This is a genomic window from Microtetraspora sp. AC03309, assembly GCF_020826795.1.
Lineage (GTDB): Bacteria > Actinomycetota > Actinomycetes > Streptosporangiales > Streptosporangiaceae > Microtetraspora > Microtetraspora glauca.
In genome coordinates this window covers 1-17,258 of the sequence record NZ_JADDIL010000121.1, presented here as the reverse complement: position 1 = coordinate 17,258, position 17,258 = coordinate 1, and the positions used below count along the sequence as shown (strand labels likewise).

General features: G+C 70.5%; 18 protein-coding genes and 1 pseudogene. 11 read left to right on the top strand and 8 right to left on the bottom strand.

The genetic code is table 11. The annotated features are described in order from the left end of the window. The first annotated feature begins 283 nt into the window (after positions 1 to 283). Positions 284 to 1,576, top strand: a complete 1,293-nt coding sequence (locus tag IMZ11_RS39990; RefSeq protein ID WP_228648343.1) for an RNA polymerase sigma factor — start codon at positions 284 to 286, stop codon at positions 1,574 to 1,576. A 178-nt stretch (positions 1,577 to 1,754) separates the two neighbouring features. Here IMZ11_RS39990 and IMZ11_RS39985 read toward each other — a convergent pair whose 3' ends face one another. Beyond that, positions 1,755 to 2,285: an SRPBCC family protein gene (locus IMZ11_RS39985; RefSeq protein WP_228648341.1), complete on the bottom strand. Its 531-nt coding sequence runs from the start codon at positions 2,283 to 2,285 to the stop codon at positions 1,755 to 1,757. Between the two features lie 122 nt (positions 2,286 to 2,407). Next, a complete protein-coding gene (locus IMZ11_RS39980) occupies positions 2,408 to 3,586 on the bottom strand; it encodes an NAD(P)/FAD-dependent oxidoreductase (protein WP_228648339.1) in 1,179 nt (392 codons plus the stop codon). 54 nt (positions 3,587 to 3,640) lie between these two features. Between IMZ11_RS39980 and IMZ11_RS39975 the strand changes: the two genes are divergently transcribed. After that, positions 3,641 to 4,210 carry a PadR family transcriptional regulator gene (locus IMZ11_RS39975; protein WP_228648337.1) on the top strand — a complete coding sequence of 190 codons (570 nt, stop codon included), beginning with the start codon at positions 3,641 to 3,643 and terminating at the stop codon, positions 4,208 to 4,210. 114 nt (positions 4,211 to 4,324) lie between these two features. Here IMZ11_RS39975 and IMZ11_RS39970 read toward each other — a convergent pair whose 3' ends face one another. The 3 genes from IMZ11_RS39970 to IMZ11_RS39960 form a co-directional block, all read right to left on the bottom strand. Further along, the gene (locus IMZ11_RS39970; protein WP_228648335.1) at positions 4,325 to 5,269 is read right to left on the bottom strand and encodes a GNAT family N-acetyltransferase; all 945 of its coding nucleotides are present in this window, start codon (positions 5,267 to 5,269) and stop codon (positions 4,325 to 4,327) included. A 346-nt stretch (positions 5,270 to 5,615) separates the two neighbouring features. Further along, entirely contained in the window at positions 5,616 to 6,143 is a 528-nt protein-coding gene (locus IMZ11_RS39965; RefSeq protein WP_228648333.1) for a DUF6609 family protein, read from the bottom strand. 69 nt (positions 6,144 to 6,212) lie between these two features. After that, positions 6,213 to 6,584 carry a helix-turn-helix domain-containing protein gene (locus IMZ11_RS39960; protein WP_228648331.1) on the bottom strand — a complete coding sequence of 124 codons (372 nt, stop codon included), beginning with the start codon at positions 6,582 to 6,584 and terminating at the stop codon, positions 6,213 to 6,215. Between the two features lie 104 nt (positions 6,585 to 6,688). Here IMZ11_RS39960 and IMZ11_RS39955 point away from each other — a divergent pair, with 104 nt between their 5' ends. From IMZ11_RS39955 to IMZ11_RS39920, 8 genes are all read left to right on the top strand, one after another. Then, positions 6,689 to 7,363 (top strand): NAD(P)-dependent oxidoreductase, encoded by a 675-nt coding sequence (locus tag IMZ11_RS39955; RefSeq protein ID WP_228648329.1) that lies wholly within the window; start codon positions 6,689 to 6,691, stop codon positions 7,361 to 7,363. A 127-nt stretch (positions 7,364 to 7,490) separates the two neighbouring features. Beyond that, the gene (locus IMZ11_RS39950) at positions 7,491 to 8,144 is read left to right on the top strand and encodes a response regulator transcription factor (protein ID WP_228648327.1); all 654 of its coding nucleotides are present in this window, start codon (positions 7,491 to 7,493) and stop codon (positions 8,142 to 8,144) included. Between the two features lie 61 nt (positions 8,145 to 8,205). Continuing rightward, on the top strand, positions 8,206 to 9,558 hold the full coding sequence (locus IMZ11_RS39945) for a sensor histidine kinase (RefSeq protein WP_228648325.1): 1,353 nt from the start codon (positions 8,206 to 8,208) through the stop codon (positions 9,556 to 9,558). A gap of 14 nt (positions 9,559 to 9,572) precedes the next feature. Continuing rightward, positions 9,573 to 9,815, top strand: coding sequence for a hypothetical protein (locus tag IMZ11_RS39940; protein WP_228648322.1), 243 nt, complete (start codon positions 9,573 to 9,575; stop codon positions 9,813 to 9,815). A gap of 309 nt (positions 9,816 to 10,124) precedes the next feature. Continuing rightward, positions 10,125 to 10,601, top strand: a complete 477-nt coding sequence (locus IMZ11_RS39935; protein ID WP_228648320.1) for a hypothetical protein — start codon at positions 10,125 to 10,127, stop codon at positions 10,599 to 10,601. A gap of 154 nt (positions 10,602 to 10,755) precedes the next feature. Next, positions 10,756 to 11,685, top strand: coding sequence for an ATP-binding cassette domain-containing protein (locus IMZ11_RS39930; protein ID WP_228648318.1), 930 nt, complete (start codon positions 10,756 to 10,758; stop codon positions 11,683 to 11,685). Beyond that, positions 11,682 to 13,343 carry an ABC transporter permease gene (locus tag IMZ11_RS39925; protein ID WP_228648316.1) on the top strand — a complete coding sequence of 554 codons (1,662 nt, stop codon included), beginning with the start codon at positions 11,682 to 11,684 and terminating at the stop codon, positions 13,341 to 13,343. The genes IMZ11_RS39930 and IMZ11_RS39925 overlap by 4 nt, the downstream gene beginning before the upstream one ends. Before the next feature lie 103 nt (positions 13,344 to 13,446). Then, positions 13,447 to 13,782, top strand: coding sequence for a hypothetical protein (locus IMZ11_RS39920; protein ID WP_228648314.1), 336 nt, complete (start codon positions 13,447 to 13,449; stop codon positions 13,780 to 13,782). A gap of 185 nt (positions 13,783 to 13,967) precedes the next feature. Here IMZ11_RS39920 and IMZ11_RS39915 read toward each other — a convergent pair whose 3' ends face one another. The 3 genes from IMZ11_RS39915 to IMZ11_RS39905 form a co-directional block, all read right to left on the bottom strand. After that, on the bottom strand, positions 13,968 to 14,321 hold the full coding sequence (locus IMZ11_RS39915) for a DUF742 domain-containing protein (RefSeq protein WP_228648312.1): 354 nt from the start codon (positions 14,319 to 14,321) through the stop codon (positions 13,968 to 13,970). After that, positions 14,318 to 16,363, bottom strand: coding sequence for an ATP-binding protein (locus IMZ11_RS39910; RefSeq protein ID WP_228648310.1), 2,046 nt, complete (start codon positions 16,361 to 16,363; stop codon positions 14,318 to 14,320). The genes IMZ11_RS39915 and IMZ11_RS39910 overlap by 4 nt, the downstream gene beginning before the upstream one ends. 141 nt (positions 16,364 to 16,504) lie before the next feature. Further along, positions 16,505 to 16,894, bottom strand: coding sequence for a barstar family protein (locus tag IMZ11_RS39905; protein WP_228648308.1), 390 nt, complete (start codon positions 16,892 to 16,894; stop codon positions 16,505 to 16,507). Positions 16,895 to 16,979: 85 nt separating this feature from the next. Here IMZ11_RS39905 and IMZ11_RS39900 point away from each other — a divergent pair. Then, positions 16,980 to 17,258 (top strand): annotated as a pseudogene (locus IMZ11_RS39900) (hypothetical protein); the annotation flags it as partial.

Genomic DNA, 17,258 nt, shown 5'->3' with positions numbered 1-17,258 from the left:
GAGGGCTGGGAGGGCCAGGCCGACGTCCTCCGCGTCTTCGGCCCGGAGGATTTCGCCCCCTCCGCGTAATCCCCCGGACAGCACCCCTCCGCGTAGGCCCTGCGCCCCCGCGTAATCCCCTGGACAGCGCCCCCGGTCGCGGCCCCTTCACAGGCCCGGTCGGGGGCGCATGCGTTTCCGCCTTCGCCCCTGCCGGGCCGTACGTGATTCGGCCGGGCGCTTTTGGTCACATGTCAGGCGAAGGGGGGCGCTACAGGGAGATGAGGTGCTTGGATCGGTCTCCATGACGGTTGGGGATCCTCATCAGGTGATCGAGGCGGTCTGGCGGATCGAGTCCGCCCGGGTGATCGCCGGGCTCGCCCGGTTGGTCAACGACGTCGGCCTGGCCGAGGAGCTGGCGCAGGACGCCCTGGTCCTCGCCCTTGAGCGGTGGCCGGAGTCGGGTGTGCCGGACAATCCAGGCGCCTGGCTCATGCTCACCGCCAAGCACCGGGCGATCGACCTGCTGCGCCGCAGGACCCGGTACGAGCAGAAGCTCGAAGAGGTCGGCCGGGACATGGAGATCCGCCAGGAGTCGGCCGAGGCCGAGCTGGACGACGCCCTCGACGACCACATCGGCGACGACCTGCTGCGCCTGCTCTTCACGGCCTGCCATCCCGTGCTCTCCACCGAGGGACGCCTGGCGCTCACCCTCCGCCTGCTCGGCGGCCTGACCACGGAGGAGATCGCGCGGGCCTTCCTCGTGCCAGAACCGACCGTCGGGCAGCGGATCTACCGGGCCAAGCGCACCCTCTCCGACCAGCGTGTACGGATCGAGATGCCCGCGCCGGAGGACCTGGCCGCCCGGCTCTCGTCGGTCCTGGAAGTCGTCTATCTCATCTTCAACGAGGGCTACTCGGCGACCGCGGGCGCCGACTGGATGCGCACGTCACTCTGCGAGGAAGCGCTGCGCCTGGGCCGGATCCTCGCGGGTCTCATGCCCGGGGAGCCCGAGGTGCACGGCCTCCTCGCGCTGATGGAGATCCAGGCGTCCCGCGCCCGCGCGAGGGTCGGGCGGAACGGCGAGGCCGTCCTCCTGCTCGACCAGGACCGGCGCCTGTGGGACCGGCTGCTGATCCGGCGCGGGCTGGAGGCCCTCAAGCGCGCGGAGGAGCTCGGCACGTTCGGGCCGTACGGACTGCAGGCCGCGATCGCCGCCTGCCACGCCCGCGCGGTGTCCGCGGAGGACACGGACTGGGAGCGGATGGCCGCGCTCTACCGGGTGCTCGCCCATGTCGCTCCCTCTCCCGTCATCGAGCTGAACCGCGCGGTCGCGGTGAGCATGGCGTACGGCCCGGCGCGCGGTCTGGAGATCGTGGACGGGCTGGCGGCGGAGCCCGCGCTCAGGGACTATCCCCAGCTGCCCGCCGTACGGGGTGACCTGCTCGCGAGGCTGGGCCGCCCGGACGAGGCGCGCGAGGAGTTCGAACGCGCCGCCGCGCTCACCCGCAACGAAAGCGAGCGCGCGCTCTTCCTCGCCCGCGTGGCCGCCATACGGGCGAAGGAGGCAGCGGACGGCCCGATGGCGACCGAGTGATGTCGGTGCTCAGGAATCGCTCCACGTCCGGCGAAGGTGTGAACGAACGGCGTGACTCTCGACTATCGGGATGTGGACGAGGCGGAGGAACGCGTTCTCGGGGCCGCGATGGGTGAGTCCGACGATGTCCCGGGTCTGGCCCGGTGGCTCCGCGCTCGCTGCCGCTGACACCCATGGGTCAACGGCTCATGGCGGCGTCGCGGGTGCCCGCCGCGACGGTCTCCTCGACGGCCGCCTTGAGCTCGGCCAGCCAGCGCTCGTGGTTGGCCTGGAGTTTGCGCGTGTTGTAGAAGAGCGACAGGAGCGGCCCGGCGAGTGACTCCTCGACCGTGACCCGGGTCCGCCCGTCGTCCAGCGGCTCCAGGACGTGCCGGTCCACCGCCTTGTAGCCGAAGAACACGCCCGTCCAGGTGAGCTCCCGTTCCGGGGCCACGACGGCGAACCGCGACCGGAGTGCGACGCCGTTGAGCTTCCACCGGAAGGGAGCGCCCGGCCGTACGTCGGAGAGCTCGACGATCTCCAAGTTCGAGGCCCAGAGGGGCCAGGTGGCGAGATCGGCCATCACCTCCCACACGTGCTCCACCGGAGCGTCGACGACGACGCCGGAAGAGGAGACCAGCTGGGCGTTCGGGTCGACGCGGCCACGGCCGGCGTATTCGTCGTGCAGGACCGTCAGTGTCGGGCCCGAATAGAACAGCTTGCTCGCCATGACCGGCTCCTGTCGGATCAGTGCTTCGTCTTGAGAGCAATGCTCTCCGACTGTCCGATCCATGTCAAGAGCACTGCTCTCGAATCTGTCTGCCGCTCTTTCTCGGTGGCGGACGAGTGGGGTCACCGGGACGCCGCGGGAACGCGGTCGTCCCAGGAGATCCGGTAGTCGTGCATCCAGGCCAGCGCGTTCTTCTTGGCCACCTGCCGCATGATCGTCGGCATCAGGAGGTCGCGGGCGAACGCGCCGGCGACTCCGGGTGCCTTGCCGCTGCCGTTGCGCTTGCCCTGCGCCACGATGCGCTCCACCCGCTCCCGCCGCAGCCTCTCGAACGCGGCGAACGCGCCGGGAAGGTCGGGGATGTCACGCAGGCAGGTGGCCAGCACCACCGCGTCCTCGATCGCCATGGACGCGCCCTGCCCCGACGACGGCGAGGTCGCGTGCGCGGCGTCGCCCAGGATCACCATGCGCTCGTTCCACCATTTCGGCACGGTCGGGAAGTCGTAGGTGTTCCACCCCGTGATGATGTCGTCGGTCGCGCCGATGATGTCGAGCATCGGACCGACGTCGTCCTTGAACAGCGCGACCAGCCGGGCGCGCCACTGCGCCGGCGTGATCGCCGAGAGCTCCTCCCGGGTGGGCTCCTTGGGGCTCGGCGGGTTGGCGAACCACCACACCTCGCCGTTCGGGTGGATCAGGTATCCGAAGAAGCACTTCTTCCCGAAGATGAAGTAGCTCGTTCCCGGCTCGCCCGGCACTGTGACGCCGCGTGCGAAACCGCCCGTGTTGAGCAGTCCGACGTGCCGGGCGCGCGGTGCGCCGGGGTCGATGATCGTCCGGGTGCGCGAGCGCAGCCCGTCCGCGCCGATCAGCAGATCACCCTCCGCCGTGCCGCCGTCGGCGAAGACCGCCCGCACGCCCTTCCGGGTGATCGACGCGTCGTCGAGCCGCTTGCCGTAGTGGATCCGCACGCCCCGCCGTACGGCCTCGTCGCGCAGTGCCTGGTAGAGGTCGGCGCGCCGCACCGTGCGGCTGGGCTGCCGGACGTCGCCCAGTTGCTTGCCGCGCCCGTTGCTCATCCGCATCCGTGGCGAGTCCATGCCCAGATCGCACACGAGGTCGTGCAGGTCGAGGACGCGCAGGGCCTCCAGTCCGTTGATCGCGAGCGTGAGGAAGGCGCCCACGCCGTCGGAACCCCGGTCGTACGCCTCGAAGACGTCGCTGTCGATGCCGGCCCGCTGCAGCGCCATGGCGGTGACCGGGCCCGCGATGCCGCCGCCGATGATCAGTGCTCTAGTCATAAAATGAATATACATAACATAACTAAAGGCGGGCAAGCACCTATGATGTCCGATATGTCGACGAGGCGGTCTCCCCTGGCCATGGCGTTGCTGTCCCTTGTCTGCGAGGAGCCCATGCACGCGTACCGCATGCAGCAGCTGATCAAGGAGCGGCACAAGGACGACGTGGTCAACGTCGCGCAGCGGAACAGCGTCTACCAGACGATCGACCGGCTGCTCCGTGCCGAGCTGATCGCGGTCCGCGAGACCTCGCGCGAGGAGAACCGCCCGGAGCGCACGGTCTACGAGCCGACCGAGGCGGGCAGGGAAACGCTGCGGCAGTGGATGCGGACGATGCTGAGCACGCCCGCTCGCGAGTTCCCCGAGTTCCCCGCCGCGCTCGCCTTCTTGGTCGTGCTGACGCCCGGCGAGGTCGCGGCCGCGCTGGAGGAACGCGTCGCCTCCCTGGAGGCGCGGCTCTCGGAACTCGACACCGATCTGGTCGAGAGCGCGAAGTTCCTGCCCCGGATCTTCCTCGTGGAGTCCGAATACGAGCGGGCCGTGGTCATGGCCGAGCTGAACTATGTCCGGGGCCTCGCCGACGATCTGCGCGCGGGCCGGCTCGACTGGGACTACCGCCTGTGACCTGCTCCCCGGCCTGAAGACCGGAGCGCCGCCCGCATTCCGGCAGCGCCCTCCGGCGGGATCCGGCATCCGGGCCGGGCGGGACGATGATGTCCCGCCCGGCCCGTACGCGGATCAGCTCCAGGTCATGTTGATCTCACGCTGGAAGTTGACGTATCCGGCGCGCTGGAACGCCCGCGCCATCGGGACGTTGCCGACGTCCGTGGACGCCCGGATCCGCGGGACGTCCTGCGCGGCGAGGATCCGCGTGCCCTCGGCGAGCAGGTCGCCGATGTGGCCGTTCCCCCGGTACGCGGGCAGGACGCCGATGTACGCGATGATCGGGTTATAGCTGTTGCGGGCCGGGATGACGAACCCCACGGGATCGCCGTCGTGCGTCGTCGCGATCCGCCACCACTCCCGCGGGCTCTTGTAGCGCGCCAACTCGTCGTCGTACTGCGCCCGCGCCGCCTGGGCGGGGGTCATCTGGGCGAGGTCGGCGTGGCTGTGCGCGTCCAGGGTGCCGTCCAGGACGAGGGTCATCAGCTCGACGAGCTCCTCGGGATCGGCGACCGGCCTGAACCGCAGCCGCCCGCTCGGCTCGGGGATCGGTGTCCCGGGACGCCACTCCAGGCGCAGCCGTTCGACGAGCAGCCGGGCGCCGCACCCTTCGAGTACGGCCATGCGGTCCTCGACGGCCCGCCGGGTCGCCTCGTCGTCGCGCCATGTGGGCGGGATGAACCGGCTGTACTCGGCGGGCCGGGCGCCCTCGGGTACGACCGCGGCCATCGCTGTCTCCAGTAGGCGGGCACCGAGGTCACGGCGTTCGGAGCCGGGCAGGTCGTCGTCGAGGTCGAACATGTCCAGCATGAACGGCGGTTCGCCCGCACGCCGCGTCCACCAGGCGAGCCTGGCGACGAGGCGGTCTCCGCGCAGGGCCACCCACATCCACTCGGGACGCCGCCGTCCCAGGTCGAAATCCTCCGCGAGCTCGTCGTTGAGCACGTACGGCAGGCGGTTGAAGAGGTCGAGTTCCTCGCGCCCGGTGATCGGGCGCATGATCAGGTCGTTCTGAGGCAAGGCACTTTCCTTCGGCAAAGGTGTGCCTGGTAACTCCGGGGGTCAGCGCTCGGCGGTGCCCCGGGAAGGAACCGGCACGATGGTCATGGCACGCATCGGCTTATCCCTCCTCTCGTTGAAGCGGGGCCGGCCGTCACCGGCCGGGAGATCGCAGCAAGTTCTATCCCACCCGCCATCGCCCGGACAAACCCTTTTCCGGACGCGCTCGGCCCGCGTCTCCCTGGCGGCCGGACGTCGTCGCGCGCCGGAGGTGGCCTGCGAGGCCCTGGATGCCGGGCGGGTCCGGAGGCCGACCGGTCGAGGGACATCCCCGTCACGGCCGGGATCCCCGTACCCGCAGGCGACGTCAGCTGAAGGTCAGGGCCGGGTAGGCGAAGAGCATCACGGCGCCGAAGCCGAGTTTGAGCACCGCGTCGACGACCCCGAACACGGGGGTGGGCGCCTTGCGCGCCAGGCGCAACCCGACGAGCGCGTTGATCGCCGTCAGGACGCCCAGGATCGTGATCAGCGGGCCGTGGGCGAGGCCCATCGGCAGGAAGTGCAGGCCGACGACGAAGAAGATGCTGAGGATCAGCGTCCGCTCGTCCGCGTCCTTGTTCTTCGTGAGGACCAGATAGATCAGGCCCGCCTCGATGACGAAGGAGCCGACGAGCCCGGCGATGTGCGCGAACGACGGGCTGCCGAGGCTCGGGAGCAGCGCGCTGAGGCCGCTCGCCGTGAATCCCGCGATGAAGCCGCCGATGAGGAACTGGATCCAGTACTTGTTGAACGCCCAGCTCCCCAGGAAGCCCAGGCCGACGAAGAGGAGGAACAGGCCACCTCCGCGGATCAGCGGATAAGGATGATCTGCGACGGCTACGGCGATTGACGGCATGTCGTCTCTAACCTTCCCCAAAGGCAAAGATCCGACATTATTGCAGAGCGGTGATCAAGAGCTGGGACGTCATCCGTGCTGCCCGGCGGCGGCCTCGCGCGCGTCGAGGAGTTCATCCCAGTGCTCCTCGGCCCAGGCGCACGCGGTGGCCATCGGTCCGAGGAAGCTGCGTCCGAGCGGGGTCAGCGCGTACTCCACCCGCTGGAGCGGCCCGGGATGGGCCGTGCGCGAGACCAGGCCGTCCCGTTCGAGCGTACGGAGTGACCGCGTGAGCACCTTCGCGGAGATGCCGCGCAGAGGCACGCGCAGCTCGGAGAACCGCCGCGGCCCGTGTTCGAGGCAGCGGATGATCATGCCGGACCACTTGTCGCCGAAGCGGATCGGCGCGAGATCGGAGGGGCAGACCGGATCGAACATGTCCGGATCGAGGGGCTCTCTCACAGCAGCCACGCTAACCGGTATCCCGGTGGTAACCACCCCTCCGGATAGCGTCCCGCGCAGTGGTCGGCGATCAGGTCCGGCCTCATGTGGATGAGGTGGTTGCGATGAGCGACATCATTGTTTTCGGCGCGGCTGGAAGGGTGGGGCGGGCGGCCGCCAAGGAGGCCCGCCGACGCGGTCACCGGGTCACCGCCGTCGTGCTCGACGCGGCCGAGTACAGCGCCGCCGCCGCCGAGTACGGTGAGCTGGCGGCCGGCGGCGGCGTGCTCCTCGCCATCGGTGACGTCACCGACGCGGACACCGTCGCCAGGCTCGCCGCCGGACACGACGCCGCGATCAACACCGCAGCCGATCTCAGCACGCTGGCCGACGTCTTCTTCCCAGCCGCGGCGCGTGGCCTGCTGGACGGCCTGACGCGGGCCGGTGTGAAGCGGCTGGTGACGGTCGGGCTCGCCTCGGTCCTGGAGACCGCGTCCGGCGTGCCGCTCATGGACACGCCGGGATACCCGCAGGAGTACCGCGCCTTCTACCTGGGACACGGTGCGGGGACGGACGTGCTGCGCGCCGCCACCACCTCCCTGGACTGGCTGGCTATCGGTCCGGCCGGTGACTTCGACTACGAGGGCGGGCGCACCGGGCGGTACCGCACGGCCCCGGCCGACGCGGACAGCCGCATCTCCCACGCCGACTTCGCGGTCGCGATGCTCGACGAGATCGACACCCCGAAGCATCACCGCACGCACCTGGGTATCGAGGCGATGCCGACTAACCAGGACTAGTCAGGACTAATCGGGATTATGAGGACATGGCGGACCGGGAGATCCCCGCCGTGATCGCCGGGGAACGTACGGGGTGACGCCCGTTCATGGCGTGTCCCCGGCTGCGTCGGGCGGGGAGAATGGGCGGATGACCATACGTGTCCTGATCGCCGACGACCAGGAGATGGTGCGGCGCGGCCTGCGCCGCATCCTGGAGAGCCAGCCGGACATGGAGGTCGTCTGCGAGGCCGCCGACGGCGTGACCGCGGTCGAGATGGCCCGGAGGTTCCGGCCGGACGTGGCGCTGGTCGACATCCGCATGCCCAGGATGGACGGGCTGGAGGTGACCAGGCTGCTCGCCGGTCCCGACGTGGCCGCCCCGGTCCGTGTCGTCGTCGTGACGACCTTCGACCTCGACGAGTACGTCTATCCGGCGCTGCGCCACGGCGCGTCCGGGTTCCTGCTCAAACGGTCGGGTCCCGCCCTCCTGATCGAGGCGGTCCGGGCCGCCGTGGCCGGAGACAGCCTGATCAGCCCGTCCGTGACGGTGCGACTGCTGAAGCACGTCACCGGAGCGGGACCGCGGCAGGATCCGCTGCCCGAGCCGCTGACCGAGCGAGAGATCGAGATCGCCGGTCAGGTGGCCGAGGGCAAGACCAACGCCGACATCGCCGCCGAACTGTTCATCTCGCCGGGCACCGTCAAGACCCATGTGGCGAGCATCCAGCGCAAACTCGGCGTGCGGAACCGGGTCGGCATCGCCGTACGCGCCTGGGAGATGGGCTACGCCCGCGCCCGATGACGGTGAATATCCGGATCTATCGCGACGACGCTGGTCCGTGGCGCTGCGTACGCTCACGTTCATGACCCGAAGCCGGATCCGCGCCTTCCTGTGCGCCATGGTCGTCGTGATGGTGCCGGTCCCGGCCGTGCTCGCGCCTCCGAGCGCGCTCGTCGTCGCCTCTTCGGCCACGCTGGCCATGGCCGCCGCGCTGACGCGCTGGCCGTACCGGGGGATCACGCTCGCCAGGGCGGCGAGCGCGGTCACGGTGGTCTCCTTCGCCGTCGCACTCGTCTACCAGGGACGGCACCAGTTCGTCGGGCTCTGGCTTCCCGTCGAGATGGGCGCGCTGCTGCTCCTCCTCGGCAGGGTGGTGCGGCGGACGCCGGGATGGCAGGCCGCGATGATCGGGGCATCGCTGGGCGTCGCGGTCACGTTCGAGCTGCCCCTGCGCCTCACGCTGCGCATGCCCAACCCGACGGCGGAGACGTCGATCCTCGTCTGCCTCATGTCCTTCTTCCCTGTGGCGGTCGTGGCCGGTGTCGCGCTGTACCTCAGATCCCTGGACGACCGGCGGGTACGCGCGGTCGCCCAGGCACGCCGGTCCCAGCGGCTCGACGTGGCCCGGGACCTGCACGACTTCGTCGCCCATGAGGTCACCGGCATCGTGCTGGAGGCCCAGGCGGCGCAACTCGCCGACCAGGATCCGGAGCAGGCGCGGGCCCTCGCCGTACGCATCGAGGAGGCCGGGCTGCGGGCGCTCGCGTCGATGGACCACATGGTGAGCGCGCTGCGTGACCCGGACGATCGGGCCGCGGCGGAGCCGCCCCCGACCAGGGTGTACGGCCTGGCCGACCTGCCCGACCTGGTCGGCCGGTTCTCCGCCACGGGAGGGATCCCGGCCGAGTTCCATCTGGCCGAAGAACTGACCGGTGATCGGAGCGGTGATCCGGACCGTGATCCCAAGAGTGATCCCAAGAGTGATCCCAAGAGTGATCCGAGGAGCGGTCCGAACGGCGGGCGGCCGGAGGACCCGGCCGACGAGACGGCAGGAACGTTGCCGCGAGAGATCGAAAGCACCGTCTACGCCGTGGTGCTGGAGGCGCTGACCAACGTACGGAGGCACGCGCCCTCGGCGACACGGGTGCTCGTCTCGACCGTCCGTGCCGCCGGTCCCGCGCTGGAGGTGTCCGTCATCGACGACGGCGGCGCGGCCGGTACGGGCGCCTTCATGGCCTGGAGGGGAGAGGCGGATGGCGATCGACGCGACCGCCCGGAGGCGTTGACGGGGAAAGACCGGCATGGCGGGGGCACCGGCCTGATCGGCTTGGCGGAGCGGGTCGAGGCGCTGGGGGGCACGCTCACCACCGGCCGCCACGGGAAGGGGTGGCGGGTCAGAGCCGTCCTACCGGTGCCGAACGCTCGACGCTTCTGACGTCGCTGCTTTCCATGGCCGACCGGTTCGCCGACGAGCTGATCCCCGCCGTACGCGCGCGCCCGGCCGCCGAGCCGCAGACGCAGGAGGTGGAGCGGCTGCTGGAGGCCGTCATCGGATGGGATGGGCTGGAGGTGGCGCTGCCCGAGCTCCGGCGGTTGCGGGAGTCGGCCGAACGCTGGCCGCGTGGTGAGCCCGCAGAACTCCGCCGCCTCCTGAACAGGCTGGATCCCGACCCGCACCTCGACGGCACCTGACCGCTGACGAAAGCGAGGGACCCAGGGCGGACGACGTGACGCCGTAGGTCCGATCAGGTCGTACGGGGACTCGCCGGGTCGCCGGGTTACCGGAGGCGGTCCGTCGCCGAAACGCGTGCCGTGTCTTCAGCGGCACGGTGCCGAAACACCTGCCGCGCCTTCAGCGGCACGGTGCCGAAACGCGTGCCGCGCCTCCGGCGGCACGGGTGTGGGAAAGGCGCCGGATATCTGCCGAACGGCAGATGCCGCCGAGCGCCGAGAGGCCGGATCCTGCCGGGGATGCCCAATCCCCGCGCATCGGAGGATCTGATGATTACGCGCAAGACGATGACGTGTGCCCTGGTGGCGTTCGTGGCCGCGGCGGCCCTCACCGGCTGCGCGGACGCTTCGAACGCGACACCGCGCCAAACGACCTTCCCGTTCAGCGGCAGGACGCTGGACGTGCGGGCGCACGACACCCCGACGGACCTGGTCGCGGCGGACAGGAAGGACATCAAGGTCACCCTCTGGTTCGACGTGAAGGGCACCAATCCGACGTCGAGCTGGTCCCTGGATGGGAAGACGCTCAATCTGCGGGCCGGATGCTCCGGATGGGCCGACTGCTCGGCCCGGTTCCGGGTCGAGGTGCCGCGCGAGGTCAAGGTCCTGCGCGACGGCCGCAAGACGGACCTGCGTGGTAAGCCCTCCGCCGGCACGGGGGGCACGGGCGGTGGGGGTGGCGCAAGTGGCGAGGGTGGCATGAGCGGTGCGGGCACGGACGCCGTCGCCTCCACCGGCGCGAAATGACGCCGGACGACACCGATGGCACGGCGGCACCGACGACACGAACGACAGCGATGGCACAGATGACACCGACGACACGAACGACACCGATGGCACGGGACGAAACAGGACTACACGGGTGAACGGCACATCACATCACGCGACGACAGGGACACCGATGCTCGAACTGGTGGATGTCTCCAAGGTCTACAAGGGAGGCAAGCGGGCCGTGGACGGCATCTCCATGCGTCTCGGCGCGGGGCTGCTCGGTCTCCTCGGCCCCAACGGGGCGGGGAAGTCGTCTCTGATGCGGATCGCCGCGACGGTCACCCGCCCGACTCACGGAAGGGTGCTTTTCGAGGGGACGGACGTCGTGTCCCGGCCGGGCGCGCTCCGCGAGGCTCTCGGCTATCTGCCGCAGGACTTCGGCGTTTATCCCCACCTGACGGCCAGGGAGTTCCTCTCCTACCTGGCCGCCGTCAAGGGTTTGTCGGCCCGCTCGGCGCGGGCGCGCATCGGCGAGCTGCTCGAACTGGTCAACCTCACCGAGGCCGGCCGGCGGCCCCTGGGCGCGTACTCCGGAGGCATGCTGCGCCGGGTCGGCATCGCCCAGGCCCTGCTGGGCGATCCCCGGGTGCTGATCGTGGACGAGCCGACGGCCGGGCTCGATCCGGAGGAGCGGGTACGGTTCCGCACCATGCTCAGCGACCTGGCGGCGGACCGGGTGGTGCTGCTGTCGACGCACATCGTCTCCGACATCGAGTCCGTGGCGTCCGACATCGCGATCGTGGCCCAGGGGCGGCTGCTGCGGCGCGGCAGCCCGGAGGAACTCCTGCGAGAGGTGGACGGCCACGTGTGGGAGACGGTCGCCGGTCCGTCCGGCGCCGCCGCCATGCGGGAGCGGTACGTGATCAGCCGCATGATCCGTACGGCGGGCGGGACACGCCTCCGGCTCCTGTCACCCACGCCGCCACCGGAAGGTGACGCCGTACAGGTGACGCCCGACCTGGAGGACGTGTATCTCGCCGTCATCAACGGCCCCGCCGCGCGGGCTCCGCAGGCCGTGGGTACCGCGAGGGTCACAGGTGGACGGGCGGTGACCCGGTGACCGCCCGGGCGCCGATCGCGCTCGCCGTCGCCGACTTCCGGGAGCGGGTACGGCGTCCCGCGTACGCGCTGACCCTGCTGGCGGCGGTCGGCCTCGCCTGCCTGGCCGTACCGGACGCGGCCTCCCACTGGGTGATCATGGATGTCGGGGGCTATCGAGGCGTCTACACCAGCGCCTGGATCGGAACGGTCACCGCGCTCGCCGGCGCGTTGTGGCTCACGATGGGCGGGTTCTACGTCGTACGCGACGCGATCGCCCGCGACGAGCGCACCCGTGTAGGGCACCTCCTCGCCGCCTCGCCGCTCCGCACGCCGACGTACCTGGTCGGGAAGTTCCTCAGCAACGTCCTGGTGCTGGCCTCCATGGCGGGCGTGCTCGCGGTGACGGCACCGCTGATGCAGTTCGCGCGGGGCGAGTCCGGCGCCTTCGATCCGGTCGCGCTGCTGCTTCCCTTCGCGCTGATCACGCTGCCCCCGCTGGTGCTGACGGCCGCGGCGGCGGTGCTGTTCGAGACCGTGCCGCTGCTGCGGGGCGGTGTGGGGAACGTCGTCTGGTTCGTCGTCTCGATGGTTCTCGTGCTGGGAGGACAGTCCCGGAACGCTCCTCTCGGCGGCATCGGGGTGCGCCAGGCGGCCGAGTCGATGCGCGCCGCCTTGGTCGAGCAAGGGATCGATGTCAGCGGCCGGGAGTTCAGCCTCGGCCTGACCTCCGTGGCCGAGCCGTTGCGGACCTTCCGATGGGACGGGTTCACCCCTGATGGGGCTTTTGTGGGGAGCCGGCTGGTCCTTCTCGCGGTGGGGATCGCCGTGGCGCTGCTGCCCGCGCTCTGGTTCGGCAGGTTCGATCCGGCGCGCGGTCTCGGCCGCGGACCCGTCGCCGTGCCGTCCAAGCCGGGAAGGGGCCGGGCGAAGGCTCAGGACGAGATCCTCGGAGACCTTCCGCGCGATGGCCGGGGAGAGCCCGGCATGGGCGGACCCGTCGGCCTTCCCGTGCCCCCGGCGACGATGACGGTGACAGCGACGGTGACAGCGACGGTGACGATGACGGCGCCGGGACGGGGCCGGGCCTTCTGGCGGCTCCTCGCGGGCGAACTGCGCGTCCTCGTCGGGGGCGTCTCGCCGTGGTGGTGGCTCGTGGTCGCGGCCGTGACCGTGGCGGGCTTCGCCACTCCCGAGCCCGCGACGCTGCTCCCTCTCGCCTGGATATGGCCGGTGCTGGTCTGGTCCCGCCTGGGCACGCTCCGTGTCGAACACGGCGTGGAGGGGCTGCTCGGCGCCTACCCCACGATGTGGCGCGGGCTCCTGGCGGAATGGGCGGCCGGGGTGGTGCTCACCGCGGTGACCGGGATCGCGCCCGCGGTGCGGATGGTGGCCACGGCCGACTGGGCCGGGGTGGGCTCCTGGGCGGGCGGCGCGCTCCTGGTCCCCGCGCTCGCGCTGGCGCTCGGCGTGGCCACCCGTACCCATCGGGTGTTCCAGGTCGTCTACCTCGGCCTGTGGTATCTGGCCGTCAACGGAGTCGCGGCGCTGGACTACATGGGCGTGGTCAGGTCGGAAGGGGTTCCTGCCGGGCCGTCGCCGCTCGCCGTGGGCGGCCTCGCCCTGCTCCTGGTGTGCGCCGCCCTGGCGGTCCGTACGGCACGGCACGCCGTGAGGTGACTCCGGCATCCCACCTGGTCGCGCGATATAGGCGGAATGTAACGTTAGGTAGCAGTGGGGGTGCGCTATGAATAAGATCATCTGCGTTGCGGCGCTCGCTGCGATGACCACGCTCGCTACCGCCGGCGCCGGACACCCGATGGACGGCGTGGGCAAGCAAACGGTCAGCCGGGAGCAGTATCGGATCCTCCTCAACCAGTGCCGGTACGCCGATACGAGGGCCGCCCGGCGGGAGTGCCGCGCGGAGGTCCGGCGGACCTACACCATCGGGGCGAAAAACCCCAACCTCGACTGCCGGACGTACTCCAGCATCACCGTGTGCGGCGAGCTCAGGCTGAGCAAGCGCCAGAAGCGATGCGTGCACGACTCCGTGCAGAGCGGCCTCACCTACCGCCGTTCCGAGGTGGAGTGCTACGCGCTCTACAGGGGCCGCAACTGAACCGGCGGCGGCGCACATCGCCTGCGGGCGCCTCGGCACAGGTGCCGAAGGCTCCCAAGCGAGACGTGCGACATCGCCGCCCCAGGAACCACAGCGACACTGGCACGCCACCACGCACCGCGTCACCGATGCCGCCCCAGCACCGTATCTCCGGCACCTCGCACCACCGGCGGAACGCCGTGGCGTCAGAGCGCCTGGAGGCCCTGGATCACCTCGAGCAGGATGCGCTCCTCCGGCAACTGGCTGACCGATGCCTGCGGACGGGCGGTGATCAAGCCCCGCTCCCGCAGGTCGCCGAGGAGGATCCGGAGGACGTTGACCGAGAGCCCGGTCTCGGCGCCCAGGTCCGCCAGCGGCGTGGGGGTCTGGCAGATCCCGAGGATGCGCAGGTGCTCCGGCGTCAGCCCGGTCGGCCGCTCGAACGCGGACGGCGCCGTCCTGATGATCGTCATCAGGTCGAAATCCGGACCGGTGGGACGGGTCCGGCCGCGCGTGATGGTGTAGGGCCGGAGCAGTGGCCCCTGCTCCTGCTCGGTCACGAATCCTCCTGCGACTGCTGGTGGGCGGGACGCAACTGGGGGGCGAGGCTGGTCTGCCGTACCCGCTTGGGCAGGTCGTCTGGAGGCGGCGTCAGCGCGAGGACGGGCGTGGGCTGTGCCGGGACCATGCTCTCGACGGGGTATTCCTGAGCGCCACCCTCGGCCATCAGCTCCGCGGGGATGAGCACGATCGCGGACGTTCCGCCGTACGGCGACGACCGCAGGGAGACGCGGACGCCGTGCCGCTTCGCCAGCCGCCCGACGACGAACAGGCCGAGTCGCTCGCTGTCGGCCAGATCGAACTCGGGCGGTTCTGCCAGCTTGGCGTTGAGCTGCTCCATCTCGTCGGCGCAGATGCCGAGACCGCGGTCCTCGATCTCCAGGGCGAACCCCCTGGCCGCCACCTCGCCGCGCACGAACACCTGGGTGTGCGGCGGAGAGAAGATCGTCGCGTTCTCCACCAGCTCGGCGATCAGGTGGATCACGTCGGTCACGGCCGGGCCCATCAGCGCCGGACCCTGCGGGACCGTGACCTCGACCCGGAGGTAGTCCTCCACCTCCTCGATCGCGGCGCGTACGACGTCGAACAGGGCGACGGGGGTGCGCCATCCGCGTCCCGGCACGGCGCCGGACAGGATGATCAGACCCTCGGCGTGGCGGCGCATGCGGGTGGTCAGATGGTCGATCCCGAACAGCTTGTCCAGCACGTCGGGATCGGTGACCTGCTGCTCCAGCCCGTCCAGCATGGACAGCTGCCGGTGCAGCAGCGACTGGTTGCGGCGTGCCAGGTTGAGGAAGACCTTGTTGACACCCGCGCGCATCCGCGCCTGGTCGACCGCGGCCTCGATGGCGGTGCGCTGCACCGAGGTGAACGCGTTGGCCACGTGGTCGACCTCGACCGTCTTCCCGGGGATCGTCACCGGCGGTGTCTCCGCGGACACGTCGACGTCCTCACCGCGGCGCAGGCGGGTGACGACGGCGGGCAGCCGCCGGTCGGCCAGCTCGATGGCGGCCTCCTCCAGGCCGACCATCTCCGCGGTGAGCTTCCGGCCCAGCCGGATCGAGAAGAAGATGCTGAGCGCCACCACGAGGAGGCCGAGTCCGGCGGCGATCCCGATGCGGTAGAGCGTCGTCCGGGCGACGGGCAGGGCCCGGTCGGCGATCTCCTGGCTGCCCTCGCCGACGAGTCCGCCGACCGCGACGGTCATGGCCTCGCTCGCCGTACGCCAGGCGAGCGCGCCGGAGAACAGCGCGCGGTTGGCCACGACGCGGTCGGCGACCTCGTTCTCCATCGCGCTGTAGGTCCGGTAGGTGGCCGAGGAGTTCAGCGTCAGGTACGGGGCGGCCAGGTCGGCGTCGAGCTGGCCGACGCCGAGCTCGTAGAGGAGTTTGCGCTTGCCGGCCATCTTCCCGAACGCGTCGTACTCCGCCTTCGTCATGCGGCCGGCCGCGAGCGATCCGGAGAGCAGGGCCGACTGCTGGCTCATCACCTCGCGGGCCCGGCTGATCAGGATGACCGCCTTCGCCTGCTGGATGAACTCGATGTCCGGAGTGATCATCAGCCGGTCGTAGACCTGGTAACCGACCTCGGCGACGGCGCTGTAGTGTTCGACGGCCTCCAGCGCCGTCAGCACGCGCTCGTCCACCTGCCTGCGTACGGAGCCGAGGCCCCGGGCGTACGTGACGAGTTCCTGGAGCCGTCCCCACATCGCGTCGGGGGTCGCGTCCCGGGCCTGCACGGACACCTGTTCCAGCCGTGACACCGCGGCGTCGGTCTGCTGCCGCTGCTCCTGGAGCTCGGGGGAGAGCGTCGCCTTGCTGCCGAGGAATCCGGCGGACAGGGTCCGTTCCGCCTGGATCTGGTCGATGACGCCCTGCGCCGGGACCACGACGTTGTCGTAGACGGTGCGGATCCTGAGGAGTTCCAGCCCGCTCTGCACGGTGATCACGGAGCCGTACGCCCAGACCGCCACCAGGGCGGTCACCGGAACCAGGATGATGGCGAAGATCTTGGCGCGAATGGAACGCCTACGTCCAGCCATGTGACCTCGCCCTTATGACAGCTGTGTTAATTGGGGCGAAACACTAGCAATGAGCGAGATGCGGTTACCAGCGGTGATGCCTAACGAAAGCGCAGCTTTCCGGCGAAGCGCAGAGACGGCTGGAACGCTTCAGACGGCGCGTCAGTTAGCGAGCATGATCACCGAGAGGGCGACCTTGCCGGACGCTCCGTCGCCGACGGCGTCGGACAGCAGGCTCCCGAGCGCGTCGTAGGCCGTGGGATCCGCTCGGCGCAGCACCGACGGTTTGGACCAGACGAGCACATGCTCGCCCGCGGGCAGCCAGGACAGGTCGGTGAGGCAGTCGTAGAGCGCGTCGAAGTTGTGCCCGAAATCCTCAGGGAAGTCGAGGAGCCGGGCGATCGACTCCAGCATGGCCGCCGAACTGGGCGCGCCGGATCCGTCCAGCACGTGGGGCGTGGCGCCCCGGAGCCTCGCCTGCCTGATCGCCGCCGCGACTCCCATCCCGGTCGGCGCCTTGGTGAACTGCCCGGCCACCCTTGACTGCGTCATGCGGCCCAGGCTAGCGATCTCGCAGGTCAGGGGCACGGAACCGCGCCGATGGACATTTTTGTCTAGTTGTCAGACAATCGAAGGCGTGACTCAGCGATCCGGCCCCCCGACCGTCGTCGCCGCGGCCGTCCTGTGGGGAACGGCGGGCACCGTGGGGGCGCTCGCCCATGCGGGCTCCGTCTCGCTGGCCGCGGCCCGCCTCGTGATCGGCGGCGCCGTGCTGGCCGCCGTCGCGATGTCCACCGCGCGTTCAGCCTCCGGGACACCGTCTGGATCCGCCTCCGGGGCGGCCTCCGGATCGGGCGCCGACGCGGGCCCCGGGGCGGATCCAGACGGTGTCCCGGAGGCTGAACGCGCGGTGGAC

Coding starts and splice junctions, on each gene's coding strand:
- IMZ11_RS39930 (WP_228648318.1), top strand. CDS start 10,756: ATGCTCGAACTGGTGGATGTCTCCAAGGTCTACAAGGGAGGCAAGCGG.
- IMZ11_RS39920 (WP_228648314.1), top strand. CDS start 13,447: ATGACCACGCTCGCTACCGCCGGCGCCGGACACCCGATGGACGGCGTG.
- IMZ11_RS39965 (WP_228648333.1), bottom strand. CDS start 6,143: ATGCCGTCAATCGCCGTAGCCGTCGCAGATCATCCTTATCCGCTGATC.
- IMZ11_RS39945 (WP_228648325.1), top strand. CDS start 8,206: ATGACCCGAAGCCGGATCCGCGCCTTCCTGTGCGCCATGGTCGTCGTG.
- IMZ11_RS39940 (WP_228648322.1), top strand. CDS start 9,573: ATGGCCGACCGGTTCGCCGACGAGCTGATCCCCGCCGTACGCGCGCGC.
- IMZ11_RS39985 (WP_228648341.1), bottom strand. CDS start 2,285: ATGGCGAGCAAGCTGTTCTATTCGGGCCCGACACTGACGGTCCTGCAC.
- IMZ11_RS39980 (WP_228648339.1), bottom strand. CDS start 3,586: ATGACTAGAGCACTGATCATCGGCGGCGGCATCGCGGGCCCGGTCACC.
- IMZ11_RS39905 (WP_228648308.1), bottom strand. CDS start 16,894: ATGACGCAGTCAAGGGTGGCCGGGCAGTTCACCAAGGCGCCGACCGGG.
- IMZ11_RS39950 (WP_228648327.1), top strand. CDS start 7,491: ATGACCATACGTGTCCTGATCGCCGACGACCAGGAGATGGTGCGGCGC.
- IMZ11_RS39955 (WP_228648329.1), top strand. CDS start 6,689: ATGAGCGACATCATTGTTTTCGGCGCGGCTGGAAGGGTGGGGCGGGCG.
- IMZ11_RS39935 (WP_228648320.1), top strand. CDS start 10,125: ATGATTACGCGCAAGACGATGACGTGTGCCCTGGTGGCGTTCGTGGCC.
- IMZ11_RS39975 (WP_228648337.1), top strand. CDS start 3,641: ATGTCGACGAGGCGGTCTCCCCTGGCCATGGCGTTGCTGTCCCTTGTC.
- IMZ11_RS39910 (WP_228648310.1), bottom strand. CDS start 16,363: ATGGCTGGACGTAGGCGTTCCATTCGCGCCAAGATCTTCGCCATCATC.
- IMZ11_RS39990 (WP_228648343.1), top strand. CDS start 284: ATGACGGTTGGGGATCCTCATCAGGTGATCGAGGCGGTCTGGCGGATC.